Below are 18,051 nucleotides of genomic sequence, written 5' to 3' on the forward strand. Positions count from 1 at the left end.
CGGGTGCACGACTGGTAGTCAGCTCCCCCCACGAGAGTTCCGCTTCGCATATCTATATGATATATGGTGACAATACACCTAGTATGCGTGCAGCAGTCCTCGAGGAACATGGCGAACCGCTATCGATCAAAGACGTCGAAGCGCCCGATCCAGCGCCCGACGGTGCGGTCGTCGAGGTCGAAGCCTGTGGTGTCTGTCGGAGCGACTGGCATGGCTGGCAGGGCGACTGGGAGTGGCTCAACCTCGAAACACAGCCAGGCCAGATTCTAGGCCACGAGCCCGCCGGACACGTTGTTGCCGTCGGAGACGAGGTCGAAGGCGTCGATGAGGGCGACCACGTCGCGATTCCGTTCAACCTCGGCGACGGTGCCTGTCCGCGCTGTCAACGCGGGCATTCGAACATCTGTGAGAACGTTATGCCGCTTGGCTTCGTCGAGCCGGCCCAGGGCGCGTTCGCCGAGCAGGTACACGTCCCCGTCGCCGACCACAATCTCGTCCACCTGCCCGACGGCGTCTCGTCGGTCGATATGGCAGGCCTGGGCTGTCGGTTCATGACGTCGTTTCATGCGCTGGCCCACCGCGCTGACGTCAGCGCTGGCGACTGGATCTCGGTCCACGGCTGTGGCGGGATCGGCCTCTCGGCGGTCCACATCGCCGACGCACTCGGTGCGAACGTCGTTGCGGTCGATCTCACAGACGACAAACTCGAGCACGCGAAAGAGCTCGGTGCTGTCGAAACAGTCAACGCCGCGGACGTCGACGACGTGCCCGGCGAAATCAAGGGAATCACGGACGGCGGCGCGAACGTCTCGATGGACGCGCTGGGTATCGCAACCACGTGTCAGAACTCCGTGCTCAGTCTCGATGCACACGGCCAGCATATCCAGGTCGGGCTGACGACACAGGACGAACAGGGGATGGTCAGCCTCCCGACCGACGCGATGGTCATGCAGGAGATCGAGTTCATCGGCTCGCTTGGTATGCCGCCGACACGCTACGACGAGATCTTCCGGATGGTCTCGACGGGGAAACTCAAACCCGAAAAAGTCGTCTCCGAGACGATCGGTCTCGAGGACGTCAACGACAAACTCGAGGCGATGACCGACTACGAAACGGTCGGCATTCCGGTGATCGACGAGTTCTGAACTGATTCGCCGATCGAAGCCGTCGTTTTCTGACGACCGCGACGAAATCGAAGCCGCTCACAAAAGCAGTCGAAACTACCAGTACAGGCCCGCTAGACGGACGAGTTACTCACTGACTTCGTCGCTGGATCGCAGAAAACAGTCGTCTACCGAGACGTGTTAGAACGACATCGGCTCGGGTGCGTACGGGCTTCCCAGCGGTGTCGGGTCACGGTCGCTGTAGCCGACGCGGCCAATCGCCTTGTTGCTGACAGCACAGGAGAGCGCGAGCCGAACGTCTTCGGGTGTTTCGAACGTTTCAGACTCAAGGCGAGCGAGTACATCGCCGACCGTCTCGGAACCGTTCTGGAGTTCGAGGGTCAGATCGCCGTACTCTTCGATGAGCTCCTCGGTCGTAACGGGATAGTTGCGGTCAGCAGCGAATTCGCCGGAGCCGTTTGGGAACATTACACCTGTTTCTGGGTGAACAATGATTATAAACATTGTGCATGTAGGTTCTCTAGGAGAGCCATACACCTAATATTCCTAGAACAGGGCGAGGCTGTGTGGAACACTGGCTCCGACGGAGAAACGATTTTACGCACATCGGCCTTCGCCTCGAGTGAAATGCCCTACGCCGACCTCCATGTTCACACGACGCGTTCGGATGGGTGCCTCGAACTCGAGGCAGTGCCGGACGCTGCCCGCCGTGCCGGTGTGGCCGTCGTTGCGGTGACAGACCACGACCGATTACAGCCGTTCGATGCGCCGGTGGTCGAACGCGACGGCGTGACGCTCATCAACGGGATTGAACTCCGAGTGTCGACGCCGGCCGGACAGCGCGTCGACCTGCTTGGCTACGGCGTCGACGCGACGCCGGCACTCGAGGGACTCGTCGAGGAGATTCAGCTCAACCGGGTCGAACGCGGGCAAGCGATCGTCGACTGCGTCGAAGACCGACTCGGGATCGATCTCGGTGTCACTGTCGAGGACGGGTTCGGCCGGCCACACGTCGCCAGAGCGATCGACGCCCATCCCGAGACGGCATACGACTACGGTGACGCGTTCGAACAGCTCATCGGCAACGACAACCCCTGTTATGTCCCACGCGATGTGCCGTCGTTCGAGTATGGGTTGGGTGCGCTCACCGCGTCCTGTCGGCTCGTCTCGCTTGCCCATCCGCTGCGGTATCCCGATCCCAAAGAGGCAGTTGCACTGACAGCCGAACCCTCGCTCGAGGCTGTCGAGCGCCACTATGCGTACACGCGTGAGGGAGTCGATCACGGGCTCGTCGATCGAGCAATCGAGCGCTATGGGCTGTTCGTGACCGGCGGGTCCGATGCCCACGACGATGAGCTCGGAATTGCCGGACTGTCACGACACGAGTACGAACAGCTAGGAATCGAAGAGATACCAGAGAAATAGTGTGAATCGTCGCCGATAGCGGAGGGTTCAATGCGACGTAGTCCCAACGGGCGGGCATGAACTGCCACTACTGTGACCGGGAGGCCGCTTTCGCCGCCGAATCGGAAGGCCTCAAAGTCGGTCTCTGTGAGGAACACTTCCGCGAACGGTTACAGGAACTCGCCGAAGCCGACGGTCTCGAGACGTTGAAAGAGAAAGTCGACGTCGACCGCGCAGAGTGACCCGGCACGTGGTGTCGGTGCGTGTCACGCCGGTTCCGAGATCTGACTGAGCGTCTCAGTCCGTGCGGCTGGCGTCGACGTCGATCGCATCAACCGGACAGACGTCGACACAGAGCATACAATCGATACACTGGGCTTCGTGGGTCGGCTCGGCTTTCTTCTCGCTTTCGGGGTGGCCCGGCGTGTCGACCCACTCGAAGACGTCGACGGGACAGTCCTCGAGACAGGCACCGTCGGCGATACAGAGGTCGTAATCGACCGCGACGTGTGTGCCACGAATGCCGAGTTGCTCCGGTTCGTCGACCGGTCCCCAGACGGAAACGCCGTTTTCTTCGCCTACTTTCTCTCGGTTCTCGTTGAACTGTGGATCTATGGCCATTGCTAACAGTCACACGCAGGTGGTGCGCACGTAAAAGTGTGTACGCATCGGTGGGCAGTAGATCGCCGGACAGTGGTGGGATACACGTGCCGGATGCGAAGAGAGTCGCGACGCGTGGCCCACGTCAGTAGCCGAGCGAGAGCGCCCAGTTGATGAGGAGTGCAACGAAGACGACCGCGAGCAACGCGGCGAGGACGCCGAAGGCGACACCCCAGCCGAACAGATCAGCAAGCAGGCCGGTGATGACGGAGCCGAGTGCGCCGATGAAGCCATAGACGCTCCTGATGAGACCGAAGCCAGCCCCGCGTTCGGCCTCGGAGAGAACATCCATGAACCGAGGCAACAGTGCCGCCCCCCAGCCGAGACCAGTCCCCACGAGGACGACTGCGACGAGGATCGCAACGGTCCCTGGGACAGCGATCAGTACGCCGAACCCAGCCGCAGCGAGGACCATACAGCCCGCCGTTGCGAAATCACGGCCGTACCGGTCTGAGATGGCACCTACGCCGACCTGTGTCGTCGCCTGGATCACGAAATACCCCGCAAAGACCGTCCCAGCGAGTTCAGTCGACTGCCCGCGGTGCTCGACGAGGAACGTCGGCAGGAACGACGCCGTCGCCTGCCAGACGAACGCCGCCGCAATCGCGAGACAGATCGGGAACGCAATCTGTGGCCGCAAGAGGAGTTCGACCAGCGGCTCGAGTTCGAGTCGCTCGGCCATCGGCTGGTCGGGCCGGCGTGGCTCTGTCGGCCGGATTCGCCAGGCAAACAGGACGAACACCGGGATCGCCATCGCGGCACCGATGGCAACAGCGGGACGCCAGCCGTACTGCACGCCCACCCAGGCCGCGATCGGTGGGGCGATCAGCCCAGCTGCGGGGCCGCCGCTGTTGTGGACACCGATCGCCGTGCCGATCTCGTCGTAGGTCCGGGTTAGCAGCGTCGTCGCAACGCTGTAGTGGAGACCAGCGACACCCCCAAGCAGGATCGTGCCGATCACGAACAGCCCAAACAGCGGCGCGAGCGCAAGAAACGCACTCGCGATCGCGGTGCCGCCGACGGCGACGAGGATCACCGGCCGCTCACTGAACCGGTCGGCCAGAATCCCACTCGGGAACTGCGCGGCGAAGTAAGCCATCCACATTCCCGTCAGCGCAACCCCGACCACCGAGTTCGAGACGGCGAACTCCTCGAGGATCATCGGGACGACGGGGCTGATCACCAGTCGGCCGGCCATCGTCGCAAAAAAGGCGAGCGTACACAGTGCGAGAACGGTTTCGCGATATCGCCAGCGTCTCATTCGAATTCCATCACCAACGACGACACCTGCCAGTCAGTTCGGGACACCAGTTCGGTCGTCAGTTGCTGGGAGTCAATGAGCGTACTGATTCGATGCCGCTCGAGTCGGCGTATAGACGGCATTCTGGGACAGAATGCTGTTGAATTTCCATACTATTCAGTACTCTTATATTAGTGTGGTTTTTGATAGGCACATAGAATGAGCAAGCAGGCGACACGTGGTCAGTCGATGGATGACAGAGAGGGGTCGAGCGATGAACCGGCGTCACAGCCGCAGGAACGACGGCAACCAGCACCATCCGAGGAGACGGCATCGATCCCGCTGCTCGAGGGTGAGGAGATACTCATCGACGAACGGCCGGCGTGGTCTGCATGGAGCTACCATCTGATCGTTGCCGGACTCGTCTTGCTCGGATCGATCGCGTTCGAAGAATTACTCGTCGGCGTAATCGGGGCCGGCCTTATCGCTGCTTACGTCTGGTACCAGCGAAGCAAAGTCACGTACGTCGTCACGGACCGTCGAATCGTGGTCGTGACGGGCCACTCGTCGAAATCGACGAACGAAACGTGGATGGAAGACGTCCGTGGACTGCAGACCGGTGCCTCCGCAGTCGAGCGACTGCTGGGACACGGTCACATCACGGTCTCACACGCCGTGCTTCCGACCGGCTTTGGCCGGTTCAAAGGGCTCAGACTGGGCGGGGTTCCGAACTACGAAGAGATCGCCGCCGTGATCCGAACGCGCCAGTCAGATCGAAAGGACGGGCGGTACTGATACTGTCGGACAGCAGTCAGTGAAACGTTGGTCGCAAATTCGCGGCCGTCACCTCGAGGACGGCCGCAGTAGCGCGATCGAGCGTTGAATGGTTCTGTTCGACAGTATGACACGAACCCACAACGACACCCCAGCAAACGGCCGCAAAAGCCGGAACACGTTTTCACCGAGCATCGTCGTCGGAGCGGATAGACACTTATCGCGCCGGGTTCACGACCACCGTATGCAGCACGAGATCCGGATCGTCAGCACTGGTGGAACGATCGCAAGCACCTCGAGCGAAGACAGCGACACGGGGAAGACACCCGCGGTCTCCGGCGACGACCTCGTCGAAGCGGTGCCGGAGATCGCCAACCACGCCACAATCGACGTTGACGACGTCTGTCAGGTCTCGGGCTTTCAGGTAGATTTCGAAACCGGCGGGCACATCGTCGATGCAGTCGAACGTGCCGCGAGTAAGGGCGCGGCCGGTGTCGTCGTCACGCACGGCACTGATACGATGGCCGAGTCGGCCTACTATGCGGATGTCGTCCTCGAGGCCGAGTGTCCCGTCGTCTTCACCGGAGCCCAGCGGCCGTTCGACCAGTTGGGAACTGACGGGCCGACGAACCTGTTGCTGGCCGTCCGCGCTGCAGCCGACGAGCGGTTCCGAACAGCGGGTGGCAGCTATCTGGCGTTCAACGACAGCGTCCACGCCGCGCGCTGGGTCGTCAAATCCCACACGAGCAAACTCGAGACGTTCGCCTCACCCGGCAGCGGGCCGATCGCCGAACACACGCCAAATGGGCTGCGAACGCTCCGTGAGCCGGGACGGTACTCGAGGCCAATTCCAGGTGCACGGATCGATCCCGAGGTGCGGGTCGACCTCGTCACGAACGCGATGGGCGTCGACGGTCGCCAGATCGACCGCGCACTCGAGGACGGCGTCGATGCCATCGTCGTCGCAGGGACCGGGCTGGGGAACACGACTGGCGCGCTCGGTGCGACACTCGAGAACGCGATCGATGCGGGCGTGCCGGTCGTGCTCACCTCGCGCTGTCACGCCGGGACGACGGCCGGGCTGTACGGCGGCCCCGGTGGCGGGCAGACGCTGCTCGAGGCCGGGGCGATTTCGGGCGGCGACCTCCCGGCATGGAAAGCACGGCTCCGGGCCGCACTGGCTCTCTCGGCGATCGATGGCGCGAATGCCCACGACCGGATGCAGGAGGCGTTCGCGGGGATCGACTCGGTCGTCTGAGGCGATCGCTGGCGGTCGATTTCTCACCGAGGGGGAAGACATATCAGCGAATACACACATGTATCCAACAGGACACGCACCATGGCTCCCCAAACAGACACACAGACGCGAACCCTGCTCGAGGAAACGCGGCTCTCGCCGGACAGACTCGAGACGCTGTCGAGGCGGATCGAGGGCGACAGCACCGCGGCGATCACCGTTCGCGCGCCGGCGACGGACACGGCAATCGGCTCGATTCCGACCTGCACCGACGCTGACGTCGAACGCGCCGTTTCGCATGCGCGCGACGCCCAGCTGTCGTGGGCTGAGACTCCGGTCGAGGAGCGCAGCGACATCCTCGAGCGCTTTGGTGACCTCGTCCTCGAGCACCGTGGCGAACTGCTCGATCTGCTCCAGCTCGAGACGGGAAAGTCCCGCCAAGACGCCGTCGAAGAGGTGCTCGATATCCCGCTGACCTGCTCGTACTACGCCGACACGGGGCCGAGCGTGCTCGCTGAGAAACGCCGACGGGGCGCGCTGGCACCCGCGACGACCGCCCGTGTCACTCACGAGCCGGTCGGCGTCGTCGGCGTCATCTCGCCGTGGAACTACCCGCTGACACTCTCGCTGACCGACGCCGTTCCAGCCCTCATAGCTGGCAACACCGTCGTGCTCAAACCCGACGAGAAGACGCCGTTTACCGCCCTCGCGCTCGCGGAGCTGCTCGAGCGTGCCGGGCTTCCCGACGGCGTCTTCGAAATCGTCACCGGTCAGGGGCCAGTCGTCGGCCCGGCGCTGATCGGTCGCGTCGACTACGTGGCCTTCACTGGCAGCACCGAGACGGGCCGCGCCGTCGCCGAACAGGCCGGTCGAAACCTGATCGACTGCTCGCTCGAACTCGGCGGGAAGAACCCGCTTGTCGTTCTCGACGATGCCGACGTCGAACAGGCCGCCCGCGGCGCGGTTCAGGCCTGTTTTACCAACGCCGGCCAGCTCTGTCTCGCCGCCGAACAGCTCTACGTCGACGAGTCGGTGTACGACGCCTTTCTCGATGCCTTCGTCGGCGAGACGCGCCGGCTCACACTCGGCACCGGCTTCGATTTCGACGCCGACGTCGGCTCGTTGATCGACGGCGACCAACTCGAGCGCGTCGAGGCCCACGTCGACGACGCCCTCGAGTCGGGCGCGTCGGTGCTGACCGGCGGGAGACGCCGTCCCGATGTCGGCCCGTTCTGTTACGAGCCGACGATCCTGACCGACGTCGACCCCAACGCCGCAGTCGCCTGCGAGGAGACGTTCGGACCCGTCGTTTCCGTCGAGCCAGTGTCGGACACCGAGGCAGCGATCGCGGCCGCGAACGATTCAGACTACGGGCTCAACGCGAGTGTCTGGACCGGCGACCGCGAGCGTGGCGTCGCCGTCGCTCGCCGGATCGACTGCGGCACCGTCTGTGTCAACGACGGCTACGTCTCCGGCTGGGCGGCCGTCGATGCGCCGATGGGCGGAGTCGGTGACTCCGGGCTCGGTCGCCGTCACGGCCGTGCGGGGATCGAACGTTACCTCGAGGCGAAAACGATCGCCACGTCTCGAATCGGCCCGCTCGACGCGCCACCGGGTGTGCCGGCGTCGTGGTACGCTCGCGGCATGGTCGGCCTGACGCGACTGCAACGGTGGTTGCCGTCCGTCTCGAGTCTCGTGGGGCGGCTCCGATGAGCGAGCACACCGCCAGCGGCGGTGCTCGGGAGCCACCGCAGGTCCTGCTCACCGGCTTTCCCGGCTTTCTGGGCTCGGCGCTGGTCGAACGGCTGCTCGAGCGCGGCGACGGTCCGATCGCCTGTCTGATCCAGCCGAAATACCGCGCGCTCGCCGAGCGGCGGGCGAGCGAACTCGCCGGCTCCGACGACGCGATCCGGCTCTACGAGGGCGACATCACCGAGCCCGGAATCGGACTCGACGATGGGACGCTCGAGGCACTCGACTCCGTTACGGAGCTCTATCATCTCGCGGCGATCTACGATCTCGCCGTCGACCCCGAACCGGCCGAGGCGGTAAACGTCCGCGGGACCGAGCACGTCCTCGACGTCGCCGAGGCCCTCGCTGTCGACCGATTCCACTACGTCAGCACGTGTTACGTCAGCGGGCGTTACGACGGGGTCTTCACCGAAGACCACCTCGAGGAGGGACAGTCGTTCAACAACCACTACGAGCGGACGAAGTACGAAGCCGAAGTCGCCGTCCAAGAGCGAATGGCCGACGGGCTGTCGGCGACGATCTACCGCCCCGCGATCGTCGTCGGCGACAGCGAGACCGGCGAGACCGCTAAGTACGACGGCCCGTACTACCTGATCCGGCTGCTGCTCGCCCAGCCAGCGGCCTGCTCGATCATGACGAGCCTCCCCGGCGGTGCCGACAGCGAACTCAACGTCGTCCCACGGGATTTCGTCATCGACGCTATCGAACATCTGAGCGGCCGTGAAGACACTGTCGGTGAGGTGTATCAGCTCTGTGACCCGTCCCCGCTGTCGGTCCCGAACGTTATCGAGGAGATGGGCGATGTGATGGACCATCGCGTCGTCTCGATTCCCGGGTCGAAAGCGCTCACGAAACGGCTACTGGGCACACTCAAGGCGCGTGGCTGGCCCGCCGAGCCGGCGACGCTCGACTACCTCGACCATCCGACGCGATACGCCTGTCCGAACACCCAGCGAGCGCTCGCCGGAACGGGACTCGAGTGTCCGCCGTTCGAGTCCTACGTCGACGCTCTCGTCGCGTTCGTTCGCGACAACCCGGCCGTCGGCGACGAAGCGATGACGTAGCAGCCTGCAGTTCCCGCCTGTCTCTCGAGAGGCCGGGAGAGACGGTCGTGAGCGTGCGGCGTCGAACGCACCGCTTTTGCCCACGCCGTTAGTAACGCCGGTATGAACCTCACACATCGTCCCCGGCGGCTTCGGCAGGACGGGGTTCGCGGGCTCGTCAGCGAGACGAGCCTCGAGCCTGCAGATCTCATCGCCCCGGTGTTTATCGACGCGACGACCGACGAGCGGATTCCGATCGAGTCGATGCCCGGCCACGAACGGGTCCCGATCGACGAGAGCGTCGCCCGCGTCGAGGAGATCCTCGAGACGGGTGTCGAAGCTGTGATGCTGTTTGGCATTCCAATCGCGAAAGACGCCCAGGGCTCGCGTGCGTGGGCAGATGACGGCGTCGTCCAGGAGGCAACCCGACGGATCACAGCCGAAACGGACGCCTACGTCATCACCGACGCCTGTCTCTGTGAGTACACCGACCACGGCCACTGTGGGGCACTCGAGGACGAACTCCGTGGCGAAGCGGGCCACGACCACAGCGAGGGCTGTGCCCACGAGCCGACGATGACGGTCGACAACGACGCGACGCTCGAGAGCCTCGAGCGGATCGCCGTCTCCCACGCCGAGGCGGGCGCGGACATGATCGCGCCGAGTGGCATGATGGACGGGATGGTTGCGGCCATCCGTGAAGGACTCGATCGCGAGGGATTCGAACACGTCCCCATCATGAGCTACGCCGCAAAGTACGAGAGCGCTTTTTATGGACCGTTCCGGGACGCCGCCGACGGCGCGCCCGCGTTTGGCAATCGCCGCCACTACCAGATGGATCCCGCCAACGCCCGCGAGGCGATGCGCGAGGTTCGACTCGACGCCGAACAGGGGGCGGACGTCCTGATGGTCAAACCTGCCCTGCCGTATCTCGACATCGTGAACGACCTTCGACGGGAGTTTGACCACCCCATCGCTGCCTACAACGTCTCCGGCGAGTACGCGATGCTCCACGCAGCGGCCGAGAAGGGCTGGCTCGACCTCGAGGAAGTCGCTCTCGAGTCGTTGCTGTCGATCAAACGCGCTGGCGCGGATCTGATTCTGACGTACTTCGCAGAAGACGTCGCACAGGGGCTGACTGCGGGGCGGTAGCGAGGCAGCGATGGACGCAGCCGACACGTTCGATGTCAGTTGACCGCGGATCGGCTCTTTTGCAGCATTCGGACGAACGTCCAGCCGAGATAGCCGCCGGAGATACCAGTGACAATATCTGCCGCGCGCGAGCGAAAGGCGCGACTGAGCGGCGAAAAATGACGGTATTTGCGTGGATTCCGTGAGTGTTCTCGCGCGTTCGGGTTTACAAACTGAAAATATATAACCAACGATCGAAAAATGCGCAAGATCAGATGCCCTTATATAGATTAAATTGCCTCTAGATTTGTCTGCTTGTCCCTATTACGCCACGATTAGTTGACGAACACCAACGCTAATCCTTATATGGAGTTGTTCCATCCAGCTTAAACGTGATTCAGAAGACAACCATGATCTCGAACGAATCGAGCGTGGACAAACGTCTACAACGCAGCGAGAGCAGAGCGGTATCGATGGAGGGCCAGCGATGATCGAGTCAGTGTTCCTCGAGGTCAGCGCTGGTGACCTCGAGTCGCTTGCGACGGGGATGAACCTGATGTGGGCGCTGACGGTCACGTTCCTGATTTTCTTCATGCACGCCGGCTTCGCGATGCTCGAGGCAGGGCAGGTGCGCTCGAAGAACGTCGCGAACCAGCTGACGAAGAACATGCTGACCTGGGGGGTCGGCATCTTCGTGTTCTTCATCATCGGGATGGGGATCTCGAACAACGTCGGCGCGGCACTCGGTGGCGGCGACTCGAGCCCACTGACGATGTTCGGCGAGGGATCGTTCGACTGGGTGATGTGGCTCTTTAGTGCGGTGTTCGCGATGACCGCGGCCACGATCGTCTCCGGTGCCGTCGCCGGCCGCGCGAAACTCCGCGCGTACGTCACCTACACCTTCTTGCTGGCGGCAGTGATCTACCCCGTCGTCGCGGCGATGGTCTGGTACGCCCCCGGTGGCGAACCGATCCTCGCTGCCTTCGGCTTCGCCGACTTCGCGGGCGGGATGGTCGTCCACGGCGTCGGTGGTATCGCGGGGCTCACCGCAGCCTGGATCCTCGGGGCACGGATGGACAAGTACAACGACGACGGTTCCTCGAACGTCATCCCCGGTCACTCGATGACGTTCGCCGTTCTCGGCACGCTGATCCTCTGTTTCGGCTGGTTCGGCTTCAACGTCGGCACGGCCGCGACCGTGATCGATACCGGCACCTTCGAACTCGCCGACTTCGACTACGTCGGCAGCGTCGCGATGGTCACCGCACTCGGGATGGGGCTTGGAGCGCTCGGTGCCTCGGCAGTCTCTCTCGCGATCAACGGGAAAGTCGATACGCTGTACGTCGCAAACGGCATGCTCGCTGGCCTGGTCGGTGTGACGGGTCCGACTGACCTGATCACGCCAATGGGCGCGATCGCAATCGGCTTCCTGGCTGGCGCACAGCTCCCGATCGTCTTCCGATTCGTCGAACAGAAACTCAAGATCGACGACGTCTGTGCGGTCTTCCCGGTCCACGGGACTGCAGGGATGCTCGGCCTGATTATCTACCCGCTGTGGTCCGTCGAGGGCACGGCAATCGGCGGTGGCCTCATCGCTGGCGGCATCCTCTCGATCGAAGCGAGCGCGTTCGTTCCACAGATCGTCGGCGTCGCCGTCATCACGATCTGGACGGTCGTCGCGACCGCAGCCGTCTGGGGTGCGTTCAAAGCCGTCGGCCAGGCTCGAGTCACCTCCGACCACGAGCGTGATGGACTCGACATCGCCGAACACGGCGTCGACACCTACCCCGAGTTCGGCCAGCCCGACCTCGCAACCGACGGCGGATACACTGATGACGACAGCGTCATCCGAGCCGACGGCGGCGAGCCAAACGACGGCGAGATCAAGATGGTTACCGCGATCGTCCGTCCGGACCGTCTCGGTGCGATCAAGCAGTCACTCGCTGAAATCGGTGCCCCATCGTTGACCGTCACCAACGTCTCCGGACGTGGCTCCCAGCCCGCAAAGAAAGGCCAGTGGCGTGGCGAGGAGTACACTGTCGACCTCCACCAGAAGATCAAAATCGAGTGTGTCGTCGCCGACATCCCCGCTGACGAAGTCGTCGACGCGATCGGAACGGCCGCAAACACCGGCGAGCCGGGTGACGGGAAGATCTTCGTGATTCCCGTCGAGGACGCCTACCAGGTCCGAACCGAGAAGACCGGCCCGGACGCCGTCTGAGCGGAATCAGCTATCAAGTTTTGATCTTCGGCGTTCTTTTTTCGCGACCAGGACACTGTGTGGGACACGTTCAGAGATCAAGGAGCCGTGCCAGCGCACGCCGCTTGACGAGCCCAAAGCCGACCGCAACGACGAGGAATCCGACGATCGTCGTTGACTCGAGTCCTTCGTCGAGAGCCAGCCAGCCGACGAGTGCGGCGAAGACGGGCAGCAGGTAGCTGACGAGGTTGATCTCAACCGACCCGATTCGATCGAGCAGGTCGAAATACAGCAGATATCCCAGTCCACCCGCGATGGGGACGAGATAGACAAGCGCCAGCAGTGCAGCGGGGGTCCAGTCGACCGACTGGGGTTCGCCAAGCGAGAGGCTCGCGGCGTGCAACACCGGCGCACCGGCGAGCATCATCCAGCCCTGGAGTGATGCGACCGGGAGTTCGGTTCTGGTTCGCTGGGTGAGCACTGCGCCGAGTGCGAACGCGATGGCAGCGGCGAAAATAAGCGCGACGCCGAGCGACTCGGCGGTGTACAGCGCCGCCGGGTCCGGGTTGGCGACGATTGCCGTCCCGAGGAATCCAAGGCCGAGGCCGAACACCCCTACCGCACCAAGGGCGGTGCTCGGGAGCAGGAGTCTCGAGAGCGCGGCAGTCAGGATCGGCACCGTTGCGACGACGACTGCGGCGACAGCACTCGTAACGTACTGCTGGCCCGCAAACAACAGCGCATGGTGGAGCGCGATCAGGAACACACCCCCAGCGAGGATGCTGGCCCACTCCCCTCGGGTTGGACGGACACGATAGCCTCGTACAGCAGCGTAGCCGAGGATTAGCAGGGCCGTCGCGTCGAAGCGAAGGGCTGCAAACAGGACTGGCGGGACGACGTCGACCGCGGCGCGAACGGCCGGGAACGTCGTTCCCCAGATTGCACCGACAAGCACGAACAACAGCGGCGTTCGATAGCGCACGGTAGTATCTGACAGGTCAGCAAAGCACCCTTGTAATCGTACCGATCGTCCGATGTGGGCCGAACCCCGGTACTACTTTGCCGTCCCGTTTCCAACCGTGGCGTATGACCGACGAAAATTCGCGCGCGCTGTACGACCGAGCGCTCTCAGTGATGCCCGGCGGCGTCAACTCCGCGGTTCGAGCGGCGATCGAACCCTACCCCTTCTTCGTCCAGAAAGGCGACGGCGGCCACGTCATCGACGCCGACGGTAACCGTTACATCGACTGGGTGATGGGGCTTGGCCCGCTGCTGTTGGGCCACAGCCTGCCCGAACAGGTACAGGCAGCGATCCAGAAACAGGCAAGCGCAGGGCCGATGTACGGCACGCCGACGGAAATCGAAGTCGACCTCGCGGAGTTCGTCGTCCGCCACGTCCCGAGCGTCGAGAAGATCCGCTTCGTGAACTCGGGCACCGAAGCGACCGTCTCCGCAGTTCGCCTCGCTCGCGGGTACACCGGCCGCAACAAGATCGTCGTCATGCAGGGCGGCTACCACGGCGCACAGGAATCGACGCTGGTCGAAGGCGACGCCGAAAACCCAGCGCCCTCCTCGGCGGGGATCCCACAGTCTTTTGCCGAGCACACCCTGCCAGTACCGTTTAACGACGAAGCTGCCGTACGCGAGGTGTTCGACGAACACGGCGACGACATCGCCGCAGTCCTCACCGAACCCATTCTGGCCAACTACGGCATCGTCCACCCCGAAGACGGCTATCACGAGTTCCTCCGAGAGATCACGGCCGAACACGGTTCGCTGCTGATCTTCGACGAAGTGATCACCGGCTTCCGCGTCGGTGGCCTCGGCTGTGCCCAAAGCGAGCTCGGCGTCATACCCGATCTGACGACGTTCGGCAAGATCATCGGCGGTGGGTTCCCCGTTGGCGCGATCGGTGGCCGCGCCGAGATCATCGAGAGCTTTGCCCCCTCCGGACCTGTCTTCCAGGCTGGCACCTTCTCCGGCCATCCCGTCACGATGGCTGCCGGCCTCGAGACCCTGCAGTTTGCCGCCGAAAACGACGTCTACAATCACGTCAACGACCTCGGAGAGCAGCTTCGAAGTGGGCTGACCGATATCGTTGCCGACCAGGCACCCAGCTACACGGTCACCGGCACCGACAGCATGTTCAAGGTGATCTTCACCCGCGATGGACCCGGACCCGACTCGCTCGAGGAACAGTGTAAGACCGGCTGCCGGCAGAATCCGACCTGTCCGCGCTACGACTACTGTCCGAAAAACTCGGCTGACGTCAAAAACGCCGAAACTGAACGCTGGCGGCGGATCTTCTGGGGCAAGATGAAAGCCCAGGACGTGTTCCTCTCACAAAACCAGTTCGAGTGTCAGTTCGTCAGCTACAACCACACCGAAGCAGACGTCGAGAACACGCTCGAGGCGTACAAGAACGCGCTGTAGCTCGGTCGGCCGACAGCAACCACTGGAGCGGTAGACGTATCCAGCCACGCCGAAAATCACTCGCTAGCAGATGGGTCGGAACGAGACACACCACCTCGATGTCGACTGGGCGCGCATGACAGAGCGGCTGCTGTATCTGTTTCCGCCAGTGATTGGCGTCGGTCTCATCGGGATCCTCCGCGAGGCCGATCCCGGTGTCCCCGGCCTCGAGCGCGGGCTCTTACTGGTCGGGAGCTTTGGCTACACGGTTCTGACACTTGGGCTCGCAGTCGCCCTCTTTCTCGATGCCCGCCGGGTTCGAGGCCAGGGTGGCGCAAGCAGTCACTGGAAGCCGAATCCGTTGCTCAACGCCGTGTTCGCACTCATCTGGGCGCCGGCTGCGGGCGTCTACTATCTCTTCCGCCGGCACAAGCGGTTCGGGACGAAACCAGGATGGTCGGGCTGGTGGTTCGTCGTCGCTGTCTCGCTCACAGCAACGCTTTTTGGCGCCATTACAGCCGGTATCGCCGTAATTCTCGTCCTCCCCGGGCTCTTTTTGACCGCGGTCGGACTGGCCGGCGCAATCGCGTTCGGGACGTTCCCAATCGCAATCCACCAGGACGCTGCCTACGTCTGTACTTACGGTGACGGCTGGCGACCGAATCCGGCGTTCTACCTCGGCGTCGCGTTCGTGAGTCTCTTCGTCCCCCCATTACAGCCGATCGTTGCTGGCTACTATCTCACCAGACGGCGACAGGCGGTCCAAACAGTGTGAGCCGGCGACGACAGACGCTTCCGTAGGCGTGGACACTGAATCGCGACGGTTCCAGTCGACACCAGCCGTCGGCTCGGCTGTGAAGCGACGGGGCAGGCTGCTGCAGGCACCGGCACTTCAACGAACCACCCACAACTGACCGGTATCCAACAGTATAGGCTGGTGTCGACAACGGCGATCGGCTCACGACCAACTGCAGAGACAGGACGACAGCCACACACCTTCCCTCGAGTATGAATACAAGCATCGAAGTCGAATACTGGGTTATCGATACCGCCGGCGAACTCACGTCGCCGGGCGAACTCGCGGAGATCTCCGAACGGACCGAACGGGAGTTCGTCGAACCGCTGTTCGAGCTGAAAACACCTCCCTGTGAGACGATCGCAGAGCTTCGGACGTCGTTCGTCGAGCAACTCGATGAGGTCCTGTCGAAAGCCGCGGCAGTGGACAAGCGACTCGTCCCACTGGGAACGCCGATCAACTGCGAGTCGATCGACCGACGGCCAGATGAACGCGGTCGCATCCAGAAGGCAGTTGTCGGTGAGAACTTCGACTACGCGAAGTACTGCGCCGGCACGCACATCCACGTCGAGAAGCGAAACGTCACCGATCAGCTCAACACGCTCATCGCGCTGGATGCAGCGCTTGCACTGGTCAACTCCTCACCCTATTTCCACGGCGAACGGATCGCAAACAGCGCCAGGGCGTACTGCTACCGGAAAAAGAGTTACGCGGAGTATCCCAAACACGGCCAGCTCTGGCACTACGTCGACACCGTCGGGGAGTGGCATCGCCGCCTCGAGGATCGCTACGATGAGTTCAAGCAGGCGGCACTCGAGGAAGGCATCGACGAGCGCGCAGTCGAGGACCAGTTCTCGACTGATGACGTTGTCTGGACACCAATCAGGTTGCGCGACGAGATGCCGACCGTCGAGTGGCGTTCGCCCGATGCAGCCCTGCCGAGCCAACTGCTCCGACTGGCTGATGAACTCGAGACGGTGATGGAACAGCTCCACCACACGAACGTCGAAATCGAAGCGGACAGCGACCCCAGAAACACGGGTCATGTCACGGATGATGGCATCGTCCTCCCCGAGTTCGATGTCGCCTGTGATCTCGCTGAAGCAGCGATGCACGACGGACTCGAGTCGGCCGACGTCGCGAGCTACCTCGAGCGCATGGGGTTTACCGTCGACGACTATCATCCGATCTCGATGCAGATCGACGGCCGCCAGTACGTCCCAACCAGTGACGCCCGAGCGTTGCGCGTAGAGTCCGCGAGGCGACTCGAGGAAGACGTCAAGAGCCTGCGTCAGTCAGTCGAACACTAACCACGCGGCGACATCGATACTGGCGGAGTCGGCTCAGATGAGCCCGAGAATAAACGCCAGTCCCATCCCGATCAGAACGACTGCGGTGACCGTCGGCAGATAGGGCGTCACGCGCTCAATCCGCGCCTGATGGCGTTCATAGCCCGCGATCAACAGCAGCGTTGGGGCGATGATCGCGACGATCACTGCAAGCGAGTAAATAAGCATTAGCTCAAGGCAGAGTCCAGTGCCGGCACCGCTACAGATCGCCAGTATCTGAATCGGCTCCTCGTGGGCGAAGCCGAGCAAGAGCGCTGTCGTTCCGAGAGCGACCAGTCCGCGTTCGGCGTGTTCCTCGGTCAGATGCTGGTGGCCACCACCACCCGGCAGGGCGTTTCGGAGCCGCTCGAGCACGCCTCGATCGTCGTGGTGGTCGTGTGCATGGTGGTCGTGAGTGTGCTGTCCGTGCTCGTCTGTGTGGTGGTCGCTGTGTGCTGTCTGCGTTCCGCCGTCAGTGTGATGAGCGTGATCGTCGTGGTCGTGGTCGTGGCCATGGTCATCGTGGTCGTGACCCTCGAGTCCGTGTCCGTGACCCTCGAGTCCGTGTCCGTGACCACCGTTGCGGTACTCGTGGATGCCGAGGAAAATCAACAAGACACCGGCGACGTAGCCGAGCCATGGGCCATCAGCGAAGTCGGCGAACGTGCTGAACCAGAAGTATGCGAGCACGAGCACGACGCTGCTGATGAGATGGCCGACCCCAAGGATCAACGCCGCGAGAAAGCCATACAGCCAGCGGCGCTGTCGATTGAGTGCGTACGTCGCCGCGATGGGCCAGCCATGATCTGGCAAGACACCGTGGACGAAGCCGATCGCAACGACACCGAGGACGACACCGAGTTCCATACCCAAACGGCATCGGTGCCGAGGTTTACGGGTTGTTATGATTCAACTCGAGGCTGCGTAATACGCCTGTTACAGATTAATAA

The 18,051-nt window shown here is 63.0% G+C and carries 17 protein-coding genes; 12 read left to right on the forward strand and 5 right to left on the reverse strand.

Going from position 1 to position 18,051, the window contains the following annotated elements; genetic code table 11:
• Window positions 1–83: 83 nt before the first annotated feature.
• On the forward strand, window positions 84–1,145 hold the full coding sequence (locus DV706_RS05615; protein WP_006066095.1) for a zinc-dependent alcohol dehydrogenase family protein: 1,062 nt from the start codon (window positions 84–86) through the stop codon (window positions 1,143–1,145).
• Between the two features lie 159 nt (window positions 1,146–1,304).
• Here the strand turns inward: DV706_RS05615 and DV706_RS05620 are convergent, their stop codons facing one another.
• Window positions 1,305–1,592: a DUF5789 family protein gene (locus tag DV706_RS05620; protein WP_006066094.1), complete on the reverse strand. Its 288-nt coding sequence runs from the start codon at window positions 1,590–1,592 to the stop codon at window positions 1,305–1,307.
• Between the two features lie 159 nt (window positions 1,593–1,751).
• On the opposite strand from DV706_RS05620, the gene DV706_RS05625 reads away from it, so the two are divergent.
• On the forward strand, window positions 1,752–2,549 hold the full coding sequence (locus DV706_RS05625) for a PHP domain-containing protein (RefSeq protein ID WP_136350814.1): 798 nt from the start codon (window positions 1,752–1,754) through the stop codon (window positions 2,547–2,549).
• Between the two features lie 56 nt (window positions 2,550–2,605).
• Entirely contained in the window at window positions 2,606–2,770 is a 165-nt protein-coding gene (locus tag DV706_RS21665) for a DUF6757 family protein (protein WP_006066091.1), read from the forward strand.
• A 55-nt stretch (window positions 2,771–2,825) separates the two neighbouring features.
• Here DV706_RS21665 and DV706_RS05630 read toward each other — a convergent pair whose 3' ends face one another.
• Window positions 2,826–3,149, reverse strand: a complete 324-nt coding sequence (locus tag DV706_RS05630; RefSeq protein ID WP_006066090.1) for a 4Fe-4S dicluster domain-containing protein — start codon at window positions 3,147–3,149, stop codon at window positions 2,826–2,828.
• Window positions 3,150–3,273: 124 nt separating this feature from the next.
• Window positions 3,274–4,449, reverse strand: a complete 1,176-nt coding sequence (locus tag DV706_RS05635) for an MFS transporter (RefSeq protein ID WP_006066089.1) — start codon at window positions 4,447–4,449, stop codon at window positions 3,274–3,276.
• A 198-nt stretch (window positions 4,450–4,647) separates the two neighbouring features.
• On the opposite strand from DV706_RS05635, the gene DV706_RS05640 reads away from it, so the two are divergent.
• The 6 genes from DV706_RS05640 (at window position 4,648) to DV706_RS05665 (ending at window position 12,586) form a co-directional block, all read left to right on the forward strand.
• Window positions 4,648–5,223: a PH domain-containing protein gene (locus tag DV706_RS05640; protein ID WP_240756824.1), complete on the forward strand. Its 576-nt coding sequence runs from the start codon at window positions 4,648–4,650 to the stop codon at window positions 5,221–5,223.
• A 223-nt stretch (window positions 5,224–5,446) separates the two neighbouring features.
• Window positions 5,447–6,460, forward strand: coding sequence for an asparaginase (locus tag DV706_RS05645; RefSeq protein WP_049889780.1), 1,014 nt, complete (start codon window positions 5,447–5,449; stop codon window positions 6,458–6,460).
• A gap of 81 nt (window positions 6,461–6,541) precedes the next feature.
• Window positions 6,542–8,152 carry a succinic semialdehyde dehydrogenase gene (locus DV706_RS05650; protein WP_006066086.1) on the forward strand — a complete coding sequence of 537 codons (1,611 nt, stop codon included), beginning with the start codon at window positions 6,542–6,544 and terminating at the stop codon, window positions 8,150–8,152.
• Window positions 8,149–9,255 carry an SDR family oxidoreductase gene (locus DV706_RS05655; protein ID WP_006066085.1) on the forward strand — a complete coding sequence of 369 codons (1,107 nt, stop codon included), beginning with the start codon at window positions 8,149–8,151 and terminating at the stop codon, window positions 9,253–9,255. The genes DV706_RS05650 and DV706_RS05655 overlap by 4 nt, the downstream gene beginning before the upstream one ends.
• 102 nt (window positions 9,256–9,357) lie before the next feature.
• Entirely contained in the window at window positions 9,358–10,386 is a 1,029-nt protein-coding gene (gene hemB / locus DV706_RS05660; RefSeq protein WP_006066084.1) for a porphobilinogen synthase, read from the forward strand.
• Between the two features lie 466 nt (window positions 10,387–10,852).
• Window positions 10,853–12,586: an ammonium transporter gene (locus DV706_RS05665; RefSeq protein ID WP_006066083.1), complete on the forward strand. Its 1,734-nt coding sequence runs from the start codon at window positions 10,853–10,855 to the stop codon at window positions 12,584–12,586.
• A gap of 70 nt (window positions 12,587–12,656) precedes the next feature.
• Here the strand turns inward: DV706_RS05665 and DV706_RS05670 are convergent, their stop codons facing one another.
• A complete protein-coding gene (locus DV706_RS05670; RefSeq protein ID WP_006066082.1) occupies window positions 12,657–13,547 on the reverse strand; it encodes a DMT family transporter in 891 nt (296 codons plus the stop codon).
• A gap of 104 nt (window positions 13,548–13,651) precedes the next feature.
• Here DV706_RS05670 and hemL point away from each other — a divergent pair, with 104 nt between their 5' ends.
• From hemL to DV706_RS05685, 3 genes are all read left to right on the forward strand, one after another.
• A complete protein-coding gene (gene hemL / locus DV706_RS05675; protein ID WP_006066081.1) occupies window positions 13,652–14,998 on the forward strand; it encodes a glutamate-1-semialdehyde 2,1-aminomutase in 1,347 nt (448 codons plus the stop codon).
• Between the two features lie 70 nt (window positions 14,999–15,068).
• On the forward strand, window positions 15,069–15,752 hold the full coding sequence (locus tag DV706_RS05680) for a hypothetical protein (RefSeq protein WP_006066080.1): 684 nt from the start codon (window positions 15,069–15,071) through the stop codon (window positions 15,750–15,752).
• Between the two features lie 233 nt (window positions 15,753–15,985).
• Window positions 15,986–17,083 (forward strand): glutamate-cysteine ligase family protein, encoded by a 1,098-nt coding sequence (locus tag DV706_RS05685; protein WP_006066079.1) that lies wholly within the window; start codon window positions 15,986–15,988, stop codon window positions 17,081–17,083.
• Window positions 17,084–17,116: 33 nt separating this feature from the next.
• Here the strand turns inward: DV706_RS05685 and DV706_RS05690 are convergent, their stop codons facing one another.
• Window positions 17,117–17,968 (reverse strand): hypothetical protein, encoded by an 852-nt coding sequence (locus DV706_RS05690; protein WP_006066078.1) that lies wholly within the window; start codon window positions 17,966–17,968, stop codon window positions 17,117–17,119.
• Window positions 17,969–18,051: the final 83 nt, after the last annotated feature.

The organism is Natronorubrum bangense, from assembly GCF_004799645.1.
Lineage (GTDB): Archaea > Halobacteriota > Halobacteria > Halobacteriales > Natrialbaceae > Natronorubrum > Natronorubrum bangense.